The organism is Dictyobacter formicarum (assembly GCF_016587435.1).
On the sequence record NZ_BNJJ01000025.1, the window covers coordinates 1 to 21,764 of the forward strand.

The following is a 21,764-nucleotide window of genomic DNA, read 5'->3' on the forward strand; positions in this document are numbered from 1 at the left end:
CATGCTGTGGCAGATGCGCTTCGAGCTCGCCGCGGGCAACACCACCTCCGTGCACCGCTGGCTTAGCTCGATTGAAACCGAGGTCGCGCCAGCTGTTTCACGCTACCAACAAGAGCAAGAAGCGCTGCTGCGGGCTCGCCTGTTACTGCAAACGGGAGCAGCGCACAACGTGCCCACCCTGCTCACACCCTGGCTAGAAGAGGCCACCGCTAAGGACCGCCTGCGCAGTACCCTTGAAATTGGACTCATACTCAGCATCGCCTATCAGCAAATGAGACAACCGCTGCAGGCCAGGAAGCAGCTCAGCGAGGTGATCAGAGTCGCGCATACCGAACACTACATGCGACTATTTCTTGACGAAGGAGAGATTGTCACCACGCTGCTTTCCGCACAGCTCACCAGCACACGCGAAAAATCCCTCCAAAGCGCCATCCGCACGATCCTCCATGCCTTTGACAGCAGGCCCAGAGCGCAAGCACCTGATCAATCCATTTTGCGCGCCTCACTGAGTTCACAGGAACAACAGATCTTACGCCTGCTGGTAGAAGGCATGGAGCGGCAAGAGATTGCCGAGCACCTGGTGATCAGCCTCAATACCGTCAAAACGCACTTGCAACGACTCTACCAGAAGCTCCACGTGGCCAACCGTTTTGAGGCGGTCGAAGTGGCGCGCAGCCTCGACCTTACAGACTGAAGCAGCGCAAGTTTTTCTATCCCATCTAGAACGCGCAGCGATTCACCCACCAATCACCCGTGCGGGCGACACGCTGCCACCTCCACTGGAACTATACTATCAGCAATGAGAACACGTTACGACGTTAAAGCAGATAAATAGTCAAGATGGAGATCAAGTATGTCAAATAATAATTTTCGTGTAATAATCATTGGCGGTGGACTCGGTGGTCTGTGCCTGGCACAGGGGCTGAAAAAGGCAGGGATCAGCGTTGCGGTCTACGAGCGCGACCGGAACCGCAACGAGCGTTTGCAGGGCTATCGCATCCACATCGAAGCGATGGGCAGCTGCGCACTACACGACTGCCTGCCTCCTCATCTGTTTGAGGCATACCTCAAGACAAGCGGGAGCGCTGGCACAGGCCTGCTGATGTGCGATGAGCAACTCAAACACCTGATGGCAATGCCAGTGAATGCAGCCAAACAAGATGATCCCCTGGCATCATCGCGCTCGGTCAGCCGTATCACGCTGCGCCAGGTGCTGCTGGCAGAACTGGATGAGATTGTTCAGTTCGACAAATGCTACATGCACTATCAACAGAATCCCGATGGGAGCATAACCGCCTACTTTGAGGACGGCACGAGCGCGACCGGCGAGCTACTGGTGGCCGCCGACGGAGGTAACTCCCGCGTTCGCCAGCAATTCCTACCGCAGGCCAAACGCGTAGAAACAGGTGCAAGTGCCATTGTTGGCAAAGTGCCGCTGACACCCGAGGTCCATGAACTGCTGGTCGCCAACCAGCTTGACTGGGCAACCATCGTACTTGGACCCCGGGGGCGCGGCTTCTTCTCCGCCGTACATGATCTCAGCGGCAATGTCTCTGAACGGATTCAAGGGAAAATCGGCGCCAACGAAGATGCCTTAATCGAAGAGGCGAGCGCTCTGTTTGAGAACACCAACGATTACTACTTCTGGAGCTTCCTGACCAGGCAGAAAAACTATCCACAGCAGGGAGACCTGCTGCGGCTACCAGCCAGCGAGCTACTGAAGATCGCCCAGGAAATGACCGACAACTGGCACCCCGCGCTGCGCCACCTCATCAGCCTGACTGTGCAAGACACCGTTATTGCGATCCCGTTACGCATTGCCACCCAGGTTGAGCCCTGGGAAAGCCAGAACATCACCCTGCTCGGCGACGCCATTCACAGCATGCCCCCCACACGTGGGATCGGCGGCAACACCGCCCTCAGAGATGCACAACTTCTCTGCCAGAAGCTGACCGTGGCGGCCCAGCAAGAGAAATCCCTGCCCGAGGTGCTACAGGAATATGTCACCGAAATGCTGCACTACAGCTTCGCGGCCGTCAAAAGCTCAAAGCAAGCGCTGGATATGATCGTAATGGAAAACCAGGCCGGTCGCGCCATGACAAAAACCGCCCTCCGTGCCGTCAATCTCTTCACCTCGCGCAAGAAAAGCGCATAGGCAGCGAGAGAAGAATACAGTAGGTGCGCCCCTTGCGAGCGCTTGCTTGCTTCTTGCTCGCAAACACATCCGAAAAGCGATGTGGAGCGCTTTAAATCGATACATAATACCATTCTTGTTGATTTTTCAAGCGGGGAGAGTAAAAGCGCCCGCAAGGGGCGCACCTACGAATTGTTTTTATTGTCGCTTTTGCGTGGTGTACGAATGTGAATGTGAAAATTATATGGGTTAGAGCGTATATTGAAATGTATGGCGTATTTTGCGAGCGAAGATGTAGATAAAATGCGTAATAAGATGATGGCGTAGCTGGATTAGTCTGATGAAAGTGAGACAAGCTTATGAGTGACACAGATCGCTTCGAGAGGTTTACTGAACGAGCCAGGGTGGTATTAAGGTTGGCTGAAGAAGAGGCCCGATATTTCCAGCATGAAGCCATCGGGACTGAACATCTGCTATTGGGTTTGCTGCGTGATGGAGAGAGTATAGCTGCCCAGGTTTTGGAGGCGCTGGGCGTGACGGTAGAGAGGCTACGCAAGGCAGTTGAAGAGGTGAAAGGGCGCGGCAGCGCTCCGGTAGTGGGTGAGATTGGTTTTACTGCCCATGCCAACGAAGCGTTTGAGATGGCAATGAAAGAGGCCGAGCGCCGGTTTCCTGTGCCCGCTACCAACAACTCCCAGCGGTTGATGGGTTCGATTCACATGTCGGAGAGCGAGGCATTAAAGATTGAGCAAGAGGGCAAGCTGACACCGCAGCTGGAGTCCCGAGGAGTGACGCTAGAGCAGGTAAGCCAGGCAATTAAAGAGGCAAAGGGACGTGGTGTACAACTGTTGTTCGATCAGCGAGCGCCTATTAATGCTCCCACTGAAGAAGCTGAACGACGGCAGCATCCTCGCTTCTACGTTGATACAGAGAATCTGCTGCTGGGTGTGCTGCGTGTACCGGAGGGCAGCGGCACAAAGATTCTACAGGATTGGGGTGTCTCATCCAGCAGGGACGTACGCACGCTGATGTTTTTGAAGCATGGAACTCTGCCCCTCACATATCGGGAATATGCTCAACATTTCACCAAGCAGGCCAGCAATGCATGGAGATTGGCCTATGAAGAGGCCCGGCGCCTCCAGGACAGCTATGTTGGCACCTTGCATTTATTGCTGGGCCTGGTTGGCGCAGGTAGCGGTGTGGCCACCACAGCGCTGGCTGAGCAAGGAATTGATCTGGACAAGTTGCGCGAGTGGGTCCAGCCTGGTTATGAAGCTGGCGATTGGAGCAAGCCTGAAAACATCAAACTGCAACCAATGCTGATGCACAACATCGAGCTAGCCGCCAACGAAGCCCGGCGACGGTATCACTCCTCAATTAGCACAGGACATCTCCTACTGGTATTAGTGCGTGGGGAAAATGATCACAGTCACGATGGCTGGTTGTTAAAGAGTATGGGGGTAGATCTGGAAAAGCTGTGGGCAACGCTACAGCGCACACTTACCCAGCACGGTCCCCTGCTTGAAGAAGAGGCTAATGCTGTGACCGATGAAAGCAGCGACGCAGCTATCTATGCGGGCGGCGCTTCAATGGCTGCAATAGAGCAAGACCTACAGAGTCGGGAGCTGGATAAAATGATGCTGGCAGTTTATCCATTCACGATAGAAGCCAGGTTTGTGTTAGAACATGCCCGGGGTTTACACGCGAATCGGGGTGGTCGAGTAAGGCCAGAGGACCTGCTGATGGGATTAGCTTATCTAGCATTGAACAAAGATACACTCATGGGCAAGATCCTGACGGACGCAGGGATACATTTTTCCGGTGTGAACGCGGCGGTCGGGAGCAGGCAAAGGCAGCAAGCAACATCTCCAGTCCTCGTGCACAGCGCATTGGGACGAGCCTGTTTACTACTTGCAGCTGATGAGGCAGAGCGTAGAGGTGGTCCAGGTGCCCCGATCAAGAGCGAGCACCTGCTGCTCGGCTTGCTACGCGAAGAGAAAGGCATCATCGCGGACCTATTGACCGAGCTTGGAACCAGTGTGGTAGCACTACGGGCAAAGGTAGAAGTAGCTCTATAAGTGATGCAAATGCTCAAACAATAGACAAAGCAGAAGATGCTGTTAGCCTGCTCTGCTGGGTTAGCCGGCAGGGTAGGCTAGCAGCAGGCCCAGGTAGGCAATGATACGCACGGTGGCCGCAATCACAATTGGCCTGACGAGCATGGCAAGCCACATTTATGGGCGGAGAACATCGAAGCGCCGCGCAGAAAAGATCAAGCACTGCGTTGAGCAAGCCATGAAAGCCGAGGATGAGTAAGGATGCTGGTGGTACGCGGATATAAGACCGAGCTTGACTTGAATAATGAGCAAAAGACCGCGTGCCTCAAACATGCGGGGGCTGCCAGATGGGCCTATAATTGGGGATTGAAACGATACCAAGAGGAATATCAAGCAGGCCGTAAAACTCCAAACGCCATCAGCTTGCATAAAGAACTCAATGCCTTGAAGCAAACCGAGTTGCCTTGGATGTATGAAGTGAGCAAGTGCGCTCCCCAGGAAGCGTTGCGTAATCTCGAAAAGGCATTCAAAACCTTCTTTGGAAAAGCCAAGCTGAAGGTACAGGGCACATATCGCGGCAAGCTCGGCTATCCTCGCTTCAAATCCAAGAAGAAGGGGATTGGCTCGTTCCGCTTGACAGGGGCAATTCATGTCTTTGAGGATTGCATTCAGCTTCCGCGTCTTGGTAAGTTACGGTTGCATGAGCATGGATATATTCCAACGACGGCAAAGGTCTTATCGGCAACGGTATCAGAGCAGGCAGGGCGATGGTTTGTAAGTGTCCAGGTAGAGGAATATGTCCCCGCTCCGATACAAGCTACTGGCCCAGTGATTGGGGTTGACCTGGGGATTAAGGCATTGGCCACGGCTTCCAATGGGATGGTGATTGCTAACCCGAAGGCTTTGCGCTCCAACCTCAAGAAGTTACGGCGGGCTTCCCGTCAGCACTCTCGTAAACACAAGGGAGGCAAGAATCGGGCCAAGGCAACACGCAAGCTGGCCCGATTGCATGCTCATATTGCCAGTATTCGCAAAGATGCTCTGCACAAAGCCACCTCGCAACTGGTGATGAAAACCAAGTCACCAGCAGCCAGACCGGCCATCATCGTGCTAGAGGATCTCAATGTGTCAGGCATGCTCAAAAATGGACGCCTTTCACGAGCGATTGCCGATGTTGGTTTTGCTGAGTTCCGTCGCCAGGTCGAATACAAGGCTCAGCAAATGGGCATCATGGTGAAATTTGTTTCACGGTGGGAGCCATCTAGCAAAACATGCTCAAGCTGCAAAGACGTGCGGGAAGAACTGGATTTGAGCGAACGGGTCTTTGTTTGCCATTCCTGTGGTTTGGTTATCGACCGTGATTTAAACGCAGCTTATAACTTGGCAGACTTAGCTTGAGCATGGGAGTACGGCGAGTTTCGCCGGATTTTAAGCCTGTGGACAGAGCAGCGCTGGCTTGGTAGGAATACCAAGTGAAACTGCCCTGGATGAAGCAGGAACCGAACAGCAAATGTGGCTTGTCCATATTTGTCTTAGTTTCGGATAACGGCCTACGATAAGGAGGGAGGTTGCTCCGATTCTGCTCCGACGAGGGCCTCGGAGGCGGGAGTTTTGAGGTTTTGTCCGACCCTCGCCTTGCGGACCTCTCGCAACAAGTGCAGGGCGGTCAGCGCCATCCAGCCCCATCCCATGATAATTTCGATTCTCTGGACGAAGCCATCCCCCACCGGGAGTCCTGCATACACAGCGAACGGCAGAATGAAGGTGCTGATGGGTATGGAAAGCACAAGGATGAGTGCCCCGGTCATCCAGGAGTACCTCGCCCAACGGTGGCTCTGCGGGTCGGCGGCAAAGCGCCGGGACAGCACAAAACATGCGGCGGGGAGTACCACATTAAAGAACAGTAAGCCGTTGATCCCGTGAATCCAGCCATGCCAGGTTTGTAGAGAGCCGTTGAGGGAAGCACCAGGAGGGTACCCCTCGCCGGGATCAATGACAAACACTCCGGCTATCAGGAGACCGAGCCCGAACAAGCCGATTAGCAGTGGTCCCCAGACCGAACCTCTTCCCGTGCGCCAGATTCGCCGCAGCCCAACAGGAACTCGGTACTCCTTACCTTCTTCAAAACACTCATGAAAAAGACTCCTTTCTGAAAACAGGGATTCTGGTGTTTCCTTTTTGAGATCATTAAGGACTGTCCTGCTTCTCGAAACGCTCAGTTGCCTGCGATTAAAGATCAGGTTGATGAGAATCGCCGTACCAGCAAAGACCAGGGTGAGAAAGCTCGTCCTCATACTCGAAGTGGTCATGACCACCACCAGACACATCGCAAAGGTCATCCCGAGCGAAATCAGTGCCAGGCGTGCTCCTGTGTTGCCCGGTCAGGTATCAGTATTCTTCTGAGCAGGAACAGAAGCGATTTCTCTTTCTGGTTGCGGCACGGTATAGCCTTCCTGATAGGAAGGAACTAGTTGGAGATCATCATGAACTGCTTCTTTAAACGTGAAATGCTGAGATATCCTTTTCTCCTTCTTTTGAGATCTAACATCGGATAGCTCTGTATGCCCTGAGTATAAGCGACCCACAGGTTTTTCTGATGCGTCTGAAGGCGTATTTCCTACAGGACTTTGGTCGGGATGGGAGGAACCTGCACCATTCAAGAAACGAAGCAGCCTGTTGAAAAAGCTTTTCATGAATGAGATAAAAATAGGCAATCTCAAATGTATTTATATATCCGGAGACGGTATAGCTAAGATAATCACAATATACAAGTTTCTGCCTTATTTTGTGTCACTTTTGATGAATATTGTGTCGTATAACAGAGAAAAAGAAAAGATGGATATTCGTAACAGTAAGAAATGAAAGGTGGATGATGTCTCGTCAGCTTCTGTGGCAGAAATGATCTTGAGGTGAGTACCAGTGATGCGACATGCTATCTGTGACACTCCGCAGGGGCTAAAGCCCCGCAGCTTCTGACACCCCAACGTCGTCGCTTCCCTGGGCAGGTGTGGCATAGCCACGGCCCAATTGGGGGCGTAGTGGGTTGGTGATATCACGAACAGACTCAACCATTCTTGAGTGACTGTCCTGGGCGGTGCCATGCCTGTTCCTGTTCTCATGCCCTACCCAACGGGATGAATGGCCCACAACTTGGACATTGGCCTCTTGGAGAACAGTAACACCTGAAGATTGCTCTTCCCTCTCCGTCGCCGGAGGAGCTTGAGGCTTTTCCTGGAAAAATAGTCCAAAGCGTTCAAAAAGTCGGTTCCCGATCATCAAACTGGCATTCAGATCTGCATTCTTGCGCATCCCACAGCTTGCACAATAGACCAGTGGAGCACCAGAGGTGTACCCTTGGGCTTCCTGCCCCTCTGCATAGCGAGCGACCAGACTTCCACAGCACGCACATTCACGGCTGGTATTTCTCGGGCTGACCCGACTGGTGAGCATGCCAGCATGATACGCTTTGTACTTGGCGTCAGTGAAGATACGACCTTTCATCCAGAAGGCACGTTTCTCGTTGGAACGCTTACTGTACTTGCCTTTCGTGGGTTGCAGGTTCCCAAGGTGCTCAAACACGAGAATACTTGCTCCATGTTCTTGAGCAAACTGGACAATGCGCTTGCTCACGCGATGGGCGACGTAATCGTCTCCATTCCTGATCTTCTTCCACAGATCTGCATTGTCCTGTTCACCTTTCGCAATGATGCCAGTTTGTTTGCGGTTGCGTGCAATACGACCCAAAACGCGCTTCCTAAAGCCGGATACCCGTTGTCCACCTCCAATAAAGAGCGTGGCAAGAGTCGAACCTTCACCATCTCGGACCGTACACACAGCGAGATGTTCGTTGAGATTCAAATCAACTGCACAGATACGAGTCTGCTCATTGGTCTTGATTTGCTTTGCTATTGTGACAGGATTGTGTATCTTTTTTTCGACCGGCGTATGCACGTACCACCGACCGCCCCGATACACCAATTGTGGACTACACAGCTCCCATCCTTCTGGAATACCGCGACCCGTGACCCGTGCTCTGATCCAACTCCAGCATGAACCTGTCCAGATTTTGATCATGATGGAGGAGCCATTGCGCTCTTTCCACATTCCCGCATAGAGCGTCACTGATTTGTTCCAGGTGCGAGGAGGGACTGGTGGACGTTCTTTGAACTTTTTCCCCTTGGCCTCTGCTTTCTCTTTGCGCTGGCGCCAACGGGAGAGATGGCTGTAGAACGAACGAGCTGAACCCAATGCTGCATTGATAGCAGCACGCCGGAACATGGCAGGAATGCCTGCTGCGATTGAGCGAAGCGGCATGACTGGATTGGGGTTGATCTTTGTGGCGTGAGTGAGCTTCTCAAGAGCAGTGAGAGCTTCTTGATTGCCTAACGCTAACACCCGTTCGTGAGCCTGGATGACGGAGAAGTAGAAAGCTGCGATCTGGTTGAAAAGGGTCTGAGTAGCAGCAAACCACGCGCCAGAAGCTGGGTTGTAGTTCAGTGTTTGCCGAATGGTGGTGGTTGCTTTTGCCATCGTGCCGCGCTCCTCCCAGATGATCTGCTTCCTGTTGAGTATAGCACACTTGGAACACATTTTCAACAAGCGAGGGCTAAAGGGCTAAAGCCGCAAGCGCCTGACCACTGCCGTTGAAACGGCATGGCTTGCGGCGGGCTAAAGCCCTCTATGTCAAAGGCGACAGATGAACTGACAAATAACTAACAATATTAGATAGAGCTATAGAGATCGGATGGATGGTCTCCTGAAATTTTAATTTTGGTAGTCGCTGAATAAAAAAGAATGACCGGCATATATAGGATAAGGATCTCAATGATCATTCTTTTTATAGAATGAAAAAATTTTGCAATTAAGGATGCTACAAATGTAACCTGTTTGATATAATATCGCTTGAATTTGTTTTTGTTGCAGCATAAGGATAGCGTGCGGCGAGGATGGAAGCGACCGCAAGGATCGCATCTACGATTTGTATAGATAGGATTAAATGATGATAGAGCATTTTAATGGCAAGGCAAAATCAAACCGGATTGTTTTACCGGCCGGAGAATTCCACTATTTGAGCTGGGGGGCCGAAAGGGATGAGCTGCCAGCGTGTGTTTTGCTGCATGGCATCACCAGCTCCTCGCAAAGCTGGGTACGCGTAGGACCTGTACTGGCCGAGCGTTACCGGGTATTTGCGCTGGATATGCGCGGTCACGGTGATAGCATAAAGCCGGCCCCAGGGGCATACAGCCTGCGCGAAACGGCAGCAGATGCTGAAGCCTTTATCCAGATCCTCGAACTGCAGAGTCCATTACTGATAGGGCACTCCTGGGGCGGCGCAACGGCGCTGGTATTGGCTAGCGGCAACGGCGCAGCACAGCCAGGCATCGAATTCTCGCAGATCATCCTGGAAGATCCAGCCCACAACTTTGGTCATGGCGATCCCGAGCAGCGTGCAGCCCGCTTTACCGCCGATATTGGTGTACCGGCTGATGTACTACGGGCCAGCTTGATCGCCAACAATCCAGGATGGACCGAAGAGGATATCGAGGGGAAGCTTGACGCCGCCAGTAAGGTCAGCAAAGAGGCCGTAGTAAGCGTGTTCGCGGACACCGAAAAAGAAGGCGACCTATTGCCGCTACTAAGTCGGTTGACGGCCCCAACGCTGGTTGTGCGCGCCGATCGTGAGCTGGGCTCGACCCTGAATGACAACGCCTGGGCCTTTGTACAGGCGCAGCTTACGGCTCCCAGTATGGCTGTAGAGATCGAGGGCGCCTCGCATAATATTCACCGCACCAGCTTCACAGAATTTATGCGGACCGTTGATGCGTTCTTGAATGCGAACGCCTGAGCGGCTCCATCTCTTCTGCCTTCCCCTTTCCAAGAAGATGATCAGGCTTTTACCTGCTCCTCCCCTGGTCGTGTCTTGTTAGGCAGGCACTCGCGAACCTTTTGTGGCTCTCGCTCGTAACAGGGAACAGCACACGACTGAAAGGAGTCGCAAAGCCGTGTTCCATGCAAGAGAAAAGCGATGAACAGTTGATGACAGCCATGATGGCAGGCGACCAGATAGCATTCGCCGCGCTGGTGACGCGCCATCACGGTCCACTGCTCGGCTATCTCTATCGTCTCGTCGGGGGCGACCGTCCGTTGGCCGAGGATCTGGTCCAGGAAACGCTGCTGCACGTGCTGCGACAGCGCACGTATCGATGTGATCGCCCGTTCAAGCCCTGGCTCTATATGATTGCCACCAATCTGGCCCGCGACTATTTCAAGTCCGCGGCAGTGCGACAACGCTGGCGAGAAGGTGATGAGGAGGAAGCATTGCTCCATCTGTACGACAGAGAGCCTTCCCCGGAAGAACATGCCCTGGCGGCAGAGCGGGGTAGCGAGGTGCGGGCGGCGCTCGCTCAGCTTCGCGAAGAAGATCGAGTTGCGGTGCTCCTTCGCTTTTATCAAGGGTTCAGCTTGCAAGAAATCGCTGAGACGCTGCACATCCCGCTGGGCACGGTGAAGTCGCGGCTCTCGGCGGGTGTTCATCGCCTGCGCATAGTGCTGAACCCCGCCCAGAAAGGAGTGGATTAGATGTCGCATCACCAATCATCCTGGCCGTTTGGGCAGCCAGAGCAGTTAGCGGATGTGCTGCGCGAGCAAGGAGCTTCGCCAGAAGAGCAGGCCGATCTGCTGCCTGCTTTGCGTCGCCTGTCCGAGTGGCAAGCACCACAGCCTTCGCCAGCAGATACCCGGCGACTGCTTGCCGTGCTTGCGACAGAACTACCTGCGCACTCGCCCGTGCGCCAGGCCATCCACGAACACCGGCAGCAACGCATCGCCTTGCTGCTGGAGACGGCTCGTGCACAGGTCAGCCTCTTCGTCCCGGGCTTCTGGCTGGTGAGCGCGCTCGTCACCCTGCTCGGCGCAGCAGTTGTGCTGAGCAGAGTAATTCCCGATCAGGCGATGATGCTACGTATCAGCGGGCCACTCCTGGCCTACCTGGGAACCATCGTGGCTTTTCGCGGGAGAGGAGCACGAGTGCTCGAATTGGAACTGGTCTGTCTGCCTTCGCCGCTGCAACTAGCCATAGCTCGGCTGGTGATTGTGCTGGGCTACGATGTGGGGCTCTCCCTCGCACTGAGCTTGTTGCTCTGGGCTGGCGGATCTGGGCAGGTGCTGGCGCTGACGCTCGCCTGGTTCATGCCCCTACTCCTGGTAGCGGGACTCGCTCTCTTGCTGACGCTCCGCCTCTCGGTCCAGGCAGCATCCTCCGTGGCTTATGGAATCTGGTTGGCTTTTCTGGCAATCAGCACCGTTTCTCATCTCCAGGGGCTCCTGTTCGCGCCTGTGCTGCTTGTGCTGCCAGGCTGCATCGGCCTGGCGGGGCTTTCTATCGCGCTGCTGCGCATGCATGCCAACATGCACCGCCAGCTCCCGCATATCTGATGTTCGCGAACCTTTTGAAGGGCTGACTCGTAAGAGGGGGACGTGCAACCACTCGCTGCACCTGCAAACTCAGATAAACAAAAAGGAGAATATCATGAACGCCACTGTATTGACCAGCGCTGAGCAGCAAACTCAGACGACTGGGCACCAGTATCCATTGACGCGCGTGGTGACCTGGGAGTTGCGTCGCTTTCTCGCCTCCCACCTCTTCTGGTTTCAAGCACTTGGCTTCTGGGGGTTCCTGCTGCTCATCATATGGGCGCTCCATGCATCAGATCAAATTGGTACGGTCGCGGGCAGCGAACATCTCAGCGTCTACGTTGCTGGGACCAGTGCAAGAGGACTGCTGCGGACTCTGCCCACATATCTGATCATCCTGGCCCTTCTGCTGCCCTTTATTACGGCTGATGGGGTGACGCGAGATGTGAATCGGCGCACCCACGAACTCCTGATGACGACTGCACTACCGACCTGGGCCTATGTCCTGGGACGCTATCTGGCGGGCCTGATAATAGGCCTGGGGCTGGCGCTGCTTTTGCTCGCCTCCATTCTGGGTATGGGAGGACTATTGCATCTGACCGACTCAACCTATCCTCTCCCCCAACTCGATGCAGTGCTCCTCCTCTGGGTTGGTATGGTCTTATCGGCAACGATCCTGGTCAGCAGCGTCGGTTTCGCCCTGAGCACCTTGTGGCCGCGCCTGTCCACGCTGATCAAAGCTGTGATCATGGTGGGATGGCTCCTCGGGGCACTCGTCATTCCCCTCTCATTTCGCGGCGCCACTTCCCTGCCTGGCTGGTATGTTGATTGGGACCCAACCAGCGGGATCACTGCGCTTGGGCTTCTTTCTGTGTATCACATTGGCCTGAACTCCTCGATCACCAACGAGGCCCAACTTGTGCAGCTCATCTTCAGCGTTGAGAACAAAATGCCCGACCTCGGGGGCTGGTTCGCACCACACCTGCTGTTGGCCGGGTTCAGTCTGGTGCTGGTACTGATCGTGGCTCTCGCCTTCAAGCGGTCTCGTGAAACGCTCAGCTAATCTGCTCGTGCATGAACGCTCAAAAAAGAAAGAGGGAACAATGATGGAATTAACGATTGAACGCCTGAGCAAGCGCTATGGGCAACAGTGGGCACTGCATCAGCTTTCGCTGCGGCTCTCGCCTGGTATGCTGGGACTGGTTGGCCCCAATGGCGCGGGCAAGACAAGCCTGATGAGGATGATCGCGACCCTGCTGGAGCCTACTGAGGGGATTATTCGCTGGAATGGGCAGGACATCCGCACCCATGGCCAGGCGCTGCGGCAGGTGTTGGGCTATCTGCCCCAGGATTTTGGTATCTATCCAGAGTTTACAGGGCGCCAGTTCCTGCGCTACCTGGCCGCGATGAAAGGGCTGCCCAGATCGCTGCTCAACCGGCGCGTCGATGAGGTGCTCTCGATGGTGAATCTGGAAGCCGAGGCCGACCGCAAGCTGCCGACCTATTCCGGCGGCATGAAGCAGCGCATCGGCATCGCCCAGGCGCTGCTCAATGATCCCGAACTCCTGATTGTCGATGAGCCGACCGCCGGACTCGACCCCGCAGAGCGTGTGCGATTTCGCACCCTGCTCGCCAGCCTGACCCACAACCGGATCATTCTGCTCTCGACCCATATCATCAGTGACGTGGAGGCCGTGGCCAGTCGCCTGGTGATTTTGCAGGAGGGGCGCATGCTGGCCGATACGACGCCAGAGGAACTGCTGGCGAAGACCAAAGGCGCGGTCTGGGGCGTGACCGTCGATCAGGCCACCGCCTTGCAGTTGCAGGCGAACTATCAAGTCAGCACGATGGTCACCCAGATGAGCGGCATCACGCTGCGCATTGTCAGTGCCACGTGCCCACACGAAGCGGCTGTCGGAGTTTCCCCCAGCCTGGAAGAGGCTTACCTGCTGGCAACAGGCAGACAAGCTGTTCAGGTCTAACCGGCAGGACATCGTGTCGGGGGCAACCTGTTTCGCCTTTCTTCTCTTTCCCATGTTTTGGCGGGGAAACGGGTTGCCCCTTGAGAGGCGGATGATCTATCATTTTTTTATTTGCGTTTATCCTACAAATAGTACTTTGGGGCAAAAATATAATATATGTGTAATATGGTTTTTGATGTACAGCCATATAGTTGTTCGTAAAAATAGAAGGAGCGGCGAGAGATAGATGTTGCTTTGCAGAGGTGATAGTATCTCATCGCGGCAGCATAAAGAAGGAAGCGGTGTTTTCTTTGTTAAAAATGGAGGAGGGTAGTATGCTTGCGTCACGTATCACAATTGTGTTTCTTCTCTGTTGTGCCATGATCGGAACTTTGATGGTCAGACCCTTGCAGGTCCACTCGTCGCCAGACCACATGACTGGTCGAGTTTTTATGATGAAGCCAGTACGTATTGCGGATTTTTCAGCGGAAACCATCGTGGTGTTTATTTCGCGTTCGACAAATACTTGTGAGACGACGCTGGTAATAAATTCAGATGGTAATGTTATCAGTGACCAGTGCAACAGACTGCTCTCGAGAATGACTCCTTCCGCGGTCGTAATAAAATTATTTAGTGATGTTGCTGCGGCTTCCCCATTATCACATCTACCTCAGCCTCAGAAATGTCTGAAATCGTCGTCGTTTGGGACCACAACCGTCCTTGTCTCGCATGGTCAAGTCAGCCCTGACGTGTCCTGTTCACAGGACCAGCTTGGTCAGACCCTTTATCATGACGTATACACTATTCTATCCGCCGTATCGCCTGCGCCCCCCATCGCGTCGTAAGGTCAGTAACCCCGTCTAAAGACAGGGGCTTGTGTCTAATACTTTCAACTTTAGCAAAATGAAGACGTTACATCTGGCGCATTTGAGCTCATATCGACGCGATAAGCAATGCTTTGGGCTCTTAAGTTGAAAGTATTGGGGCTTGTGTCTGGACTCCATCGCAATTCAGCATATCTGGCAAAACGTGCTGCTTTGGCTTCCTGATGCCAACTATGTGAAGGACAGCACCTAAAAAACAAGGAATTCAAAATCAGAGGATAAGAATGGACCATAGATACGGGAAAAGCAAAGGAATGGTGTCTCATCTATAACAGAGAACAAAAGAATATTATGGCAGATAGGAATACTACGATAGATATTTCTCGACCAGATCCAATAATTCATCTATGTCGAACGGCTTGGGCAGGAAAGCGTCGGCGCCAGCGTCTGTAGCTGTCTGCTGGGCATCGGTGTGGGCAGAAAGAAGAATGATAGGAATGCGCTGCGTCGCTGTTTGATTTTTTAAGTGACGACAAATTACTCGTCCATCCATACCCGCGAGCAGGATATCGAGCAACACCAGATCAGGGAACGGCTCCTGCATATTCTTTACTGATTGTCCCTGGGCATACGTTTCGACGGCGAAACCAGCGTCTTCCAGCACGATCTGCAGTACGTCCACGATAGCCGAATCGTCATCGGCGACCATGATCCTTTTTTTCAATGAGGAAGCCTCTCTTTTTTCCTGCCGGGGCTAGAAAGAGACAATGGAGCCAGCGGAAGGGTAAAATTTCTCTCTACAATTTCATTGTAGCAATCTTTGGCTTAAGCAGTCAATACTAGAGAGGGTCAATAGATGTGTTTAAAGGGGGGAAATGGGAGTAATTTTGGTGGCGGCTCCTAAAGACTTTTTTGAGGATACAAATCTCATGTTCCTCGTTAGTTAACATCTTATGAGCCGCCTGAACATATTGTACTTAAGAGGTAGATGGTTGTCAACCTGAAGTATTGCGAATGAATTGTGGATCGCATACATTATTGCCCGTACATAGAGCATATTCATCAGCTAAACTTGACAAGATCTTCTAATTGTGATAGCTAAATATCCTGAGATACTACTGTTTAATTTGACGATAACGATGAGGTTATGTGATGTCACCAGAGATACGGACCTTGCCTATTCGAGCGATCGACTGCCTGAAATTCTGTTATAAATTGCGCGAACAAGGCGAGGTCATTACCACATCCGCCATGAAGGAGCGCCTATTGCCACTAGAGCCAACCGGGCAATTAAGTGACGCGACCGTAACGCAGCTTTTCAAATGGCTAGGTGAGCGCAACTACGTGCGATACACTCCTTATCGTGGTGTTGAGCTTACCGAGATGGGAGCCGTCATGGCCGCATCCCTGGTGCGTCGCCACCGATTGCTCGAGCTCTTCTTGATCCAGATCATGGGTTTCCCTTTAGAGGAAGTAGATGCCGAAGCCGAACAGGTCGAGCACGCTATTTCTGACGCTTTTGTTGACCGAATGGACGAACTGCTCGGCCATCCCACCGAAGACCCGCATGGAGACCCTATTCCTAACAAAGTTGGAGGAGTTATCGTAGCGGCCAGTCAGCCCCTTTCCACTATACCAGTGGGACAGCAAGTCATCGTACAGAGGGTAAGCGACGAAAATCCAGACCTCTTACGTTACCTATCCTCTCTGGGACTCATTCCCGGGGCCAAACTGGATATTGTGTCTGTAGCGCCATATGGTGGAGTATATACAGTGCTGATCGGCTCGCAGACCCACACGATTGGAGAAGCAGTGACCAAAGCTGTTCTGGTACGTCCCGCGCGTCTCCCATTACCGGATGAGGCCCAACCTGCATCGATAGAAGAGCACACGCCATAGGAATGACGGAGAGGAGAGCGTATTTTTGGGATAGGAGAGGTGCGGGTAAGAAGCGAGCACGGAGGCCCGCTTACAATGGATTGATGAAAGAGAGATCAATACATATGTCCGATACAGTTGACCAGCAATATCTTTTGGATAAGCAATATCATACATCTGTGAATCTTGACGCGCGCATACGACTGCATGAGCGCTTCAGCACCAATCGTACGGATTGGCAGCGCTGGGTATTTGAGCAGTTTGATATTCCTGCCGGGAGTCGCGTGCTAGAACTGGGTACCGGTTCTGGCCAACTCTGGGCACACAACCTGGATCGTATCCCTGAGAACTGGCAAATCACGCTCTCCGATTTTTCTTCGGGCATGCTGCATGACGCGCGCAAGAACCTGGGAGAGCGCGCCTCGCAATTTCAATTCGAGGTCATCGATATCCAGACCATCCCTTTTCCGGATGACTCTTTCGACTACGTGATCGCCAACCATATGCTCTATCATGTGCCCAATCGTGCGCGGGCCTTCGCGGAAATTCGGCGCGTGCTGCGGCCGCAGGGTCGTTTCTACGCCGCGACCAACGGCGAGTCGCACTTGCGCGAGATGGAACACTTCTGTACACAGGCCGGGATAGGCGTTGGTGGCATCATAGGCGGGCAGGCGAGATCCATCTTTAACCTGCAGAATGGCCGCGAGCAAATGGCCCCCTGGTTCAAACAGATCGAGGCGCGACCGTTTGAAGGTAACCTGGCCGTCACCGAGGTAGAACCGCTGATCGCCTTTATTCTCTCAGGCCGGGCGCCCGGGAGCGTCAGCGAGGAGCAACTGCAGGCCCTACGTACAATCCTTGGCGAAGAGTTGAAAGCTCATGGTTTGGTACACATCACCAAAGAAACCGGCCTCTTTATTGCGTCAGGGCCGAAAAGTTGAGAGCCTGCGCAATTGGAAGTCAGAAGATCGCATTGAGAGAATCTGGTTTCTCGCGAGCAAGTTGTGTATAGACGTTCCATGCCTGGGCCAATCGTTGTATGCCTTTTTCCAGAGCGTCAGAAGGCAGCAAAAATGGCAGCCGCAGATACTGGTGGTGTGAATCATCTACAGACATTACCGTTCCCGGCGTCACCACCACCGCAAAGCGAAGGGCGATCTGCGCAAATTCACTTGCAGAGCCAAAGGGAAGGCAGACCCACAAAAAGAAGCCGCCAGAAGGCGTGGTCCACATCCAGTCAGGAAGGTATTCTTGTAAGAGGGTTGTTACCAGGTTGAGTTGGTCCTGTAATTGTTGATGGCGTATCGCTTTCACCTCATCGACATGTTTGAGCAACTGCAAAGCGACGGCCTGCGTCAAGCTACCCGTGCCCAGATCGGCAATGACCTTCAGGCGCCCAAGCCGTGTAATCAGCGCTTCTGGCGCACGAATCCACCCCACGCGCAAACCTTGCCAGAAGAGCTTGTTCATCGAACTGAGCGTCAGAACCGCCTCTCCAGGAGCATAGCTCGCGAGAGACAGAGGGACATCGCCAATGATGTTGAGATCAGCAAAGGCATTGTCTTCAATGACCGGGAAAGAGAATTTCTTTGCCAGGGACGCAACAGCGCGGCGGCGCGCTGGCGAAAGAAGCGTTCCCGTTGGATTATGAAAGGTTGGGGTCAGGTAGAGCAAACGAGGCAAGCCTGTTCCCAATGCCTGTTGAAGGACATCGGCACGCAATCCTTCTTGATCCACGGGAATAGGAATAAGCCGTGCTCCCAGCGCACGAAAGGTGTCGAGCGCGCCAAAGAAGGTGGGATTTTCTACCATGACGATATCGCCCCGTTGCACATAGAGCGTAGCGGCCAGTGAGAGTGCCTGTTGAGCGCCAGAGGTCACCAGGATTTGTTCCGCACGTGTTGGCAGTCCAGCGTGCTCAAAATAGTGCGCGATTGAGTGGCGGAGTTCTAGAAGGCCCAGCGGGGCATACCCGGGAGTGGTTAAAAGTGACGCGAGCGTTTCCTCTGAGAGGGTGAAAGCTTCCAGAGAAAGGCCATTCAATGCTCCCGGCACGCCCGTTGAGAGATCGACCAGATCTTGCGGCTCGTTCAGGAGCATTTCAAAAAGCGGACTGCGAGCAAGCGATCCATTGGAAGTAGAGCGGTAGCCATCGATTTTCTCCGGGGGCAGAGATCGCACCCAGGTGCCACTGCCATGCTGACGTGTGATTAAATCCTCCTGCTGCAATAGATCATAGGCGGCGATCACCGTATTTCGACTCACCGCCAGAGCCTCTGCCAGCATCCGTTCCGCTGGCAGACGCGTCCCCGGGGGAATATCTCCTTCGAGAATAGCGCGACGCAAGGTCTGAGCAAGAAGACGATAGAGAGGACCAGGAGCGTGTGACCACGCTCCGAGGATTTTTACCAATGTTATCAGATCCATTTCAAACCACTTTCTGCCCAAATGGATCTGTACTGTGAGATCCACTGACACTATACTCTGATGAAAGGAAGAGTGCAAGGCAGGAGTGAATAGATTGGACCTGTTCTACACGCCTTTACTTTGAACATCTAATGAAAACCGAAAGGATCAATAATACTATGAGCTTGAAATCTGTGCGCGGAATCTCTATTGGATACGACGAGTATGGGAGCGGTTTTCCGCTTGTTCTTCTACATGGTCATCCATTTAACCGTTCTATGTGGCAGGATCAAAAAGAAACGTTGCAGTCGATCTGCCGGGTAATTACCCCTGACCTGCGTGGGTATGGAGAAACGACAATTGTGCCAGGCAAGACAACGATGGAGGAATTCGCAGGTGACCTGGCCGCACTCCTCGATGACCTGGGGATTGACCGTATCATCCTGGGCGGACTTTCGATGGGCGGTCAGATTGTCTTTGAATTTTATCGCCAGTTCCCCGAACGTGTCCACGCCTTGCTGCTGGCGGATACCCAACCACAAGTTGATACGGAGGAAGCTCGAGCTGCCCGTTATGTTACAGCCGAACGCATACTCAATGAAGGCATGCAGGATTTTGCCGAAGAACTGCTGCCCAAATTGTTGGCCAAAGGAACCATGGCTTCACAACCGGATGTGGTAAGCAGTGTGCGTCACATGATTGTGAAGACAAAGCCCGAAGGAGCAGCCGCCGCGCTGCGTGGAAGAGCCGAACGTCGTGACTATACACCACTATTGCGCGAGATCGCAGTTCCAACCCTGATTATTGTTGGGAGCGAAGATGAGTTTACGCCCATCCAGGACGCTGAATTGATGAACCGAGGCATCGCAGGATCACAGATCGCCATTATCGAAGGAGTCGGGCATATGCCGAACATGGAACGTCCTGACGAGTTCAATGCAGTACTCAGGCAGTTTCTCCTTCCCATTGTATCATCACGCTAACCTCTGAGGACAAAGAGAGACCGTGCATCGTTTTTTCGGGCAAGACTTGATCTGGTCTGGCATAAGTAGAAAAGATCAGGTAATATAGCAGACCTCCTCCAGAGAGTGCGGGCCGTGCGCTGAAACCTTAAATGAGCACAAACAACAGACAACTGTCGGTGCATGTGCCTCCAGAATCTCATCAGAGATTCGATAACAGATTCCTTTTGGAATAGCTGTGTCTTGTGATAAAATAATGAAGATTTTATCATTAATAGATACAGCTTTCTTTCTCTTTCCAGCAGTAACATGCCTTCCTCAAGCTCTTCCTTAAGGTGGAAAAAAATATTCATCAAAAGGAACCTGCTTAGCTCAGCTACTTGTACTGTGGATGGTAACCGAGAAATCCAAGCGGTACATGAGGAAATGATGACAACAACACTTGATATTTTTGTTGGCATTCTCCAAAAACTATTGGATGCCGGGACCATAGTCAGCGTAAACACAACGATGGAGTTGGAAGAATATGCTGAAGAGGACAAAGACGACGCCAATTTCGCCGTACTTGAGGCAATTCCGGCAGATATCTCATTTCGTATCTGGGAAAAAATAGAACTGGGAGCAGAACAGCTTGTAGTAGTAGACGGACAGAGCATAGACGACATCGATGATGCCCTCTTTGAGCTCTCCCTATCGCCGCTTGAAACCGACATCAAGCGTTTCTGTGCGCTCGTCACCGAACTGGCTGATGCGGGACATATTGTGCAGGCCAAAGTAGGTGAAGACGAGGTACGTATCCTGGAGCTTGAGCCATTAGGCACAGGAAAATTGAGGGCACTCTATATCTTTATTGAAGATGCGGAGCGCTCACTGGATGTCGATGAAAATCAAGACATGGACCTCAATGACACCTTCTACCGCGAGAGCGACGAGCTCACGTACTTCTCAGATTTCTATGTCACCTACGACGAAGAAGAGGCGCGCTTTCGTCTCTATCCCCCCCACTTTAACGAAGAATTGGAGGACACAGTAGAATTTTATCAGCGCATATTTTTGCCACGCATGCAGGCGGCCCGGGACTATGGAGAGGTCCCTGGTCTCATTTATCATTGAAATATTTAAGTTTCTGGTAGAAGAGTTATTGACCTGAATTCAGCCAATGGACGCACAAAGGTCCGGGGAGAAGAGATATGTCTCCCCGGATCTTTGTAGTATTACCGCTGGAGTTGAAAGCCAGTATATGTATTATGGAAGAGGACGGTAGCGGTCCCGATATGCAGCTGCATATCGGGGTAATGGGTATGGTATGGATCGACGAACTGGAGTGTAATGGGTATGAGCTCCACGTGAGAACCACTGAGGCGAGGGCCAATAAAGATACGCGCATGGGCTGCATCATTGCCGGGAAGCTCTATCACCTCAATCTGCCCCTTGATATTGAGCGCGACAAAATGACTTGGCTGGCCAGTCTGCTCGTGCCCCACAAAGGCATCGGTTTGAAAGGTACGCGGCCGACCATAGTGCAGGTCATCGCTGGCCAGCGAGACCCATCCCCCCAGCCACTGTGCCAGCAGGATGACAAGTAGAGCAACACTTATACCGATGCCAACAAGCGTCGCCAATGAAGCCGAAGGGAACTGTGAGGCCAGGCGTAAAAGTAGAGAAGAGCCAGGCAAAGAATGAAACCACGAGCGCTGGCGATTCCCAAGCTGCCGAGAAGCACGAACCCAAGCAGGAATATCCGCCTCGGGATAGGAATAAATTGGATGATGGCGCAGGACGCTCCGAGGAAGTCCCATGGATGAAGACATACGCGTGCTCCTTATGCATTAGAAAAAATGAGAGCAGTGAAATGCAAGGTCAACTACAACTAACTTCTAAGAAAAGTATAGTCGAGGAGCTCATAATTTGCCTAGCAGGTTATCCACAAGTTGCTCACGAATGATGTGGATGACTTGTGGAGAACTAGCCAGAGCTGTGGATAAGATGAAGTTAATTGAAAACAAGTCTGGAAACGAGCTGCTTGCACTGCTCTTTTTTGGTGTTTAGAGGAGGGTGGATGTACTTTGGGGGCCGGGTGTGTTAAAATTTAAGGTGCGAGTGGTATTTGTGGATGTAAGAAGAAATTG

At 52.8% G+C, this 21,764-nt stretch carries 19 protein-coding genes; 14 read left to right on the forward strand and 5 right to left on the reverse strand.

Annotation, left to right across the window (positions count from 1 at the left end; all coding sequences use genetic code 11):
* The 4 genes from JMI88_RS31835 to JMI88_RS31850 all read left to right on the forward strand — a co-directional run.
* Positions 1-694 (forward strand): LuxR C-terminal-related transcriptional regulator (locus JMI88_RS31835; RefSeq protein WP_236023138.1); only part of this gene is annotated, 694 nt, incomplete at its 5' end.
* A 159-nt stretch (positions 695-853) separates the two neighbouring features.
* Entirely contained in the window at positions 854-2,155 is a 1,302-nt protein-coding gene (locus JMI88_RS31840; protein ID WP_201366083.1) for an FAD-dependent oxidoreductase, read from the forward strand.
* Between the two features lie 338 nt (positions 2,156-2,493).
* Positions 2,494-4,212 (forward strand): Clp protease N-terminal domain-containing protein, encoded by a 1,719-nt coding sequence (locus JMI88_RS31845; protein ID WP_201366084.1) that lies wholly within the window; start codon positions 2,494-2,496, stop codon positions 4,210-4,212.
* A gap of 240 nt (positions 4,213-4,452) precedes the next feature.
* A complete protein-coding gene (locus JMI88_RS31850; RefSeq protein WP_236023139.1) occupies positions 4,453-5,589 on the forward strand; it encodes an RNA-guided endonuclease InsQ/TnpB family protein in 1,137 nt (378 codons plus the stop codon).
* 152 nt (positions 5,590-5,741) lie between these two features.
* Here the strand turns inward: JMI88_RS31850 and JMI88_RS31855 are convergent, their stop codons facing one another.
* Together JMI88_RS31855 and JMI88_RS31860 are read right to left on the reverse strand one after the other, a co-directional pair.
* Positions 5,742-6,500 (reverse strand): DUF998 domain-containing protein, encoded by a 759-nt coding sequence (locus JMI88_RS31855; protein ID WP_201366086.1) that lies wholly within the window; start codon positions 6,498-6,500, stop codon positions 5,742-5,744.
* Between the two features lie 646 nt (positions 6,501-7,146).
* Positions 7,147-8,721 carry an RNA-guided endonuclease TnpB family protein gene (locus JMI88_RS31860; RefSeq protein ID WP_236023140.1) on the reverse strand — a complete coding sequence of 525 codons (1,575 nt, stop codon included), beginning with the start codon at positions 8,719-8,721 and terminating at the stop codon, positions 7,147-7,149.
* A 466-nt stretch (positions 8,722-9,187) separates the two neighbouring features.
* On the opposite strand from JMI88_RS31860, the gene JMI88_RS31865 reads away from it, so the two are divergent.
* The 6 genes from JMI88_RS31865 to JMI88_RS31890 all read left to right on the forward strand — a co-directional run bounded on the left by JMI88_RS31865 (position 9,188) and on the right by JMI88_RS31890 (position 14,410).
* Positions 9,188-10,036, forward strand: a complete 849-nt coding sequence (locus JMI88_RS31865) for an alpha/beta fold hydrolase (protein WP_201366087.1) — start codon at positions 9,188-9,190, stop codon at positions 10,034-10,036.
* 203 nt (positions 10,037-10,239) lie between these two features.
* Positions 10,240-10,770 carry an RNA polymerase sigma factor gene (locus JMI88_RS31870; RefSeq protein ID WP_236023158.1) on the forward strand — a complete coding sequence of 177 codons (531 nt, stop codon included), beginning with the start codon at positions 10,240-10,242 and terminating at the stop codon, positions 10,768-10,770.
* On the forward strand, positions 10,771-11,625 hold the full coding sequence (locus tag JMI88_RS31875; protein ID WP_201366089.1) for a hypothetical protein: 855 nt from the start codon (positions 10,771-10,773) through the stop codon (positions 11,623-11,625). It abuts the gene before it with no gap.
* A gap of 94 nt (positions 11,626-11,719) precedes the next feature.
* On the forward strand, positions 11,720-12,667 hold the full coding sequence (locus JMI88_RS31880; protein WP_201366090.1) for an ABC-2 transporter permease: 948 nt from the start codon (positions 11,720-11,722) through the stop codon (positions 12,665-12,667).
* Positions 12,668-12,710: 43 nt separating this feature from the next.
* Positions 12,711-13,586, forward strand: coding sequence for an ABC transporter ATP-binding protein (locus JMI88_RS31885; RefSeq protein WP_373323991.1), 876 nt, complete (start codon positions 12,711-12,713; stop codon positions 13,584-13,586).
* A gap of 314 nt (positions 13,587-13,900) precedes the next feature.
* Entirely contained in the window at positions 13,901-14,410 is a 510-nt protein-coding gene (locus JMI88_RS31890) for a hypothetical protein (RefSeq protein WP_201366092.1), read from the forward strand.
* A 346-nt stretch (positions 14,411-14,756) separates the two neighbouring features.
* Here JMI88_RS31890 and JMI88_RS31895 read toward each other — a convergent pair whose 3' ends face one another.
* Positions 14,757-15,113, reverse strand: a complete 357-nt coding sequence (locus JMI88_RS31895; RefSeq protein WP_201366093.1) for a response regulator — start codon at positions 15,111-15,113, stop codon at positions 14,757-14,759.
* A 428-nt stretch (positions 15,114-15,541) separates the two neighbouring features.
* On the opposite strand from JMI88_RS31895, the gene JMI88_RS31900 reads away from it, so the two are divergent.
* Both JMI88_RS31900 and JMI88_RS31905 read left to right on the forward strand, forming a co-directional pair.
* The gene (locus JMI88_RS31900; protein ID WP_201366094.1) at positions 15,542-16,288 is read left to right on the forward strand and encodes a metal-dependent transcriptional regulator; all 747 of its coding nucleotides are present in this window, start codon (positions 15,542-15,544) and stop codon (positions 16,286-16,288) included.
* 104 nt (positions 16,289-16,392) lie between these two features.
* Positions 16,393-17,208 (forward strand): class I SAM-dependent methyltransferase, encoded by an 816-nt coding sequence (locus tag JMI88_RS31905; protein ID WP_201366095.1) that lies wholly within the window; start codon positions 16,393-16,395, stop codon positions 17,206-17,208.
* A 19-nt stretch (positions 17,209-17,227) separates the two neighbouring features.
* Here the strand turns inward: JMI88_RS31905 and JMI88_RS31910 are convergent, their stop codons facing one another.
* Complete coding sequence (locus tag JMI88_RS31910) at positions 17,228-18,694, reverse strand: aminotransferase-like domain-containing protein (RefSeq protein WP_201366096.1); 1,467 nt, start codon at positions 18,692-18,694, stop codon at positions 17,228-17,230.
* A gap of 158 nt (positions 18,695-18,852) precedes the next feature.
* On the opposite strand from JMI88_RS31910, the gene JMI88_RS31915 reads away from it, so the two are divergent.
* Both JMI88_RS31915 and JMI88_RS31920 read left to right on the forward strand, forming a co-directional pair.
* On the forward strand, positions 18,853-19,656 hold the full coding sequence (locus tag JMI88_RS31915) for an alpha/beta fold hydrolase (RefSeq protein ID WP_201366097.1): 804 nt from the start codon (positions 18,853-18,855) through the stop codon (positions 19,654-19,656).
* 405 nt (positions 19,657-20,061) lie between these two features.
* Positions 20,062-20,748: a hypothetical protein gene (locus JMI88_RS31920; protein ID WP_201366098.1), complete on the forward strand. Its 687-nt coding sequence runs from the start codon at positions 20,062-20,064 to the stop codon at positions 20,746-20,748.
* Between the two features lie 101 nt (positions 20,749-20,849).
* Here JMI88_RS31920 and JMI88_RS31925 read toward each other — a convergent pair whose 3' ends face one another.
* On the reverse strand, positions 20,850-21,446 hold the full coding sequence (locus tag JMI88_RS31925) for a hypothetical protein (RefSeq protein ID WP_201366099.1): 597 nt from the start codon (positions 21,444-21,446) through the stop codon (positions 20,850-20,852).
* Between the last annotated feature and the right edge of the window lie 318 nt (positions 21,447-21,764).

Coding starts and splice junctions, on each gene's coding strand:
- JMI88_RS31860 (WP_236023140.1), bottom strand. CDS start 8,721: ATGGCAAAAGCAACCACCACCATTCGGCAAACACTGAACTACAACCCA.
- JMI88_RS31915 (WP_201366097.1), top strand. CDS start 18,853: ATGAGCTTGAAATCTGTGCGCGGAATCTCTATTGGATACGACGAGTAT.
- JMI88_RS31865 (WP_201366087.1), top strand. CDS start 9,188: ATGATGATAGAGCATTTTAATGGCAAGGCAAAATCAAACCGGATTGTT.
- JMI88_RS31875 (WP_201366089.1), top strand. CDS start 10,771: ATGTCGCATCACCAATCATCCTGGCCGTTTGGGCAGCCAGAGCAGTTA.
- JMI88_RS31905 (WP_201366095.1), top strand. CDS start 16,393: ATGTCCGATACAGTTGACCAGCAATATCTTTTGGATAAGCAATATCAT.
- JMI88_RS31855 (WP_201366086.1), bottom strand. CDS start 6,500: ATGACCACTTCGAGTATGAGGACGAGCTTTCTCACCCTGGTCTTTGCT.
- JMI88_RS31845 (WP_201366084.1), top strand. CDS start 2,494: ATGAGTGACACAGATCGCTTCGAGAGGTTTACTGAACGAGCCAGGGTG.
- JMI88_RS31910 (WP_201366096.1), bottom strand. CDS start 18,694: ATGGATCTGATAACATTGGTAAAAATCCTCGGAGCGTGGTCACACGCT.
- JMI88_RS31885 (WP_373323991.1), top strand. CDS start 12,711: ATGGAATTAACGATTGAACGCCTGAGCAAGCGCTATGGGCAACAGTGG.
- JMI88_RS31850 (WP_236023139.1), top strand. CDS start 4,453: ATGCTGGTGGTACGCGGATATAAGACCGAGCTTGACTTGAATAATGAG.
- JMI88_RS31870 (WP_236023158.1), top strand. CDS start 10,240: ATGGCAGGCGACCAGATAGCATTCGCCGCGCTGGTGACGCGCCATCAC.
- JMI88_RS31840 (WP_201366083.1), top strand. CDS start 854: ATGTCAAATAATAATTTTCGTGTAATAATCATTGGCGGTGGACTCGGT.
- JMI88_RS31925 (WP_201366099.1), bottom strand. CDS start 21,446: ATGTCTTCATCCATGGGACTTCCTCGGAGCGTCCTGCGCCATCATCCA.
- JMI88_RS31920 (WP_201366098.1), top strand. CDS start 20,062: ATGATGACAACAACACTTGATATTTTTGTTGGCATTCTCCAAAAACTA.
- JMI88_RS31890 (WP_201366092.1), top strand. CDS start 13,901: ATGCTTGCGTCACGTATCACAATTGTGTTTCTTCTCTGTTGTGCCATG.
- JMI88_RS31880 (WP_201366090.1), top strand. CDS start 11,720: ATGAACGCCACTGTATTGACCAGCGCTGAGCAGCAAACTCAGACGACT.
- JMI88_RS31900 (WP_201366094.1), top strand. CDS start 15,542: ATGTCACCAGAGATACGGACCTTGCCTATTCGAGCGATCGACTGCCTG.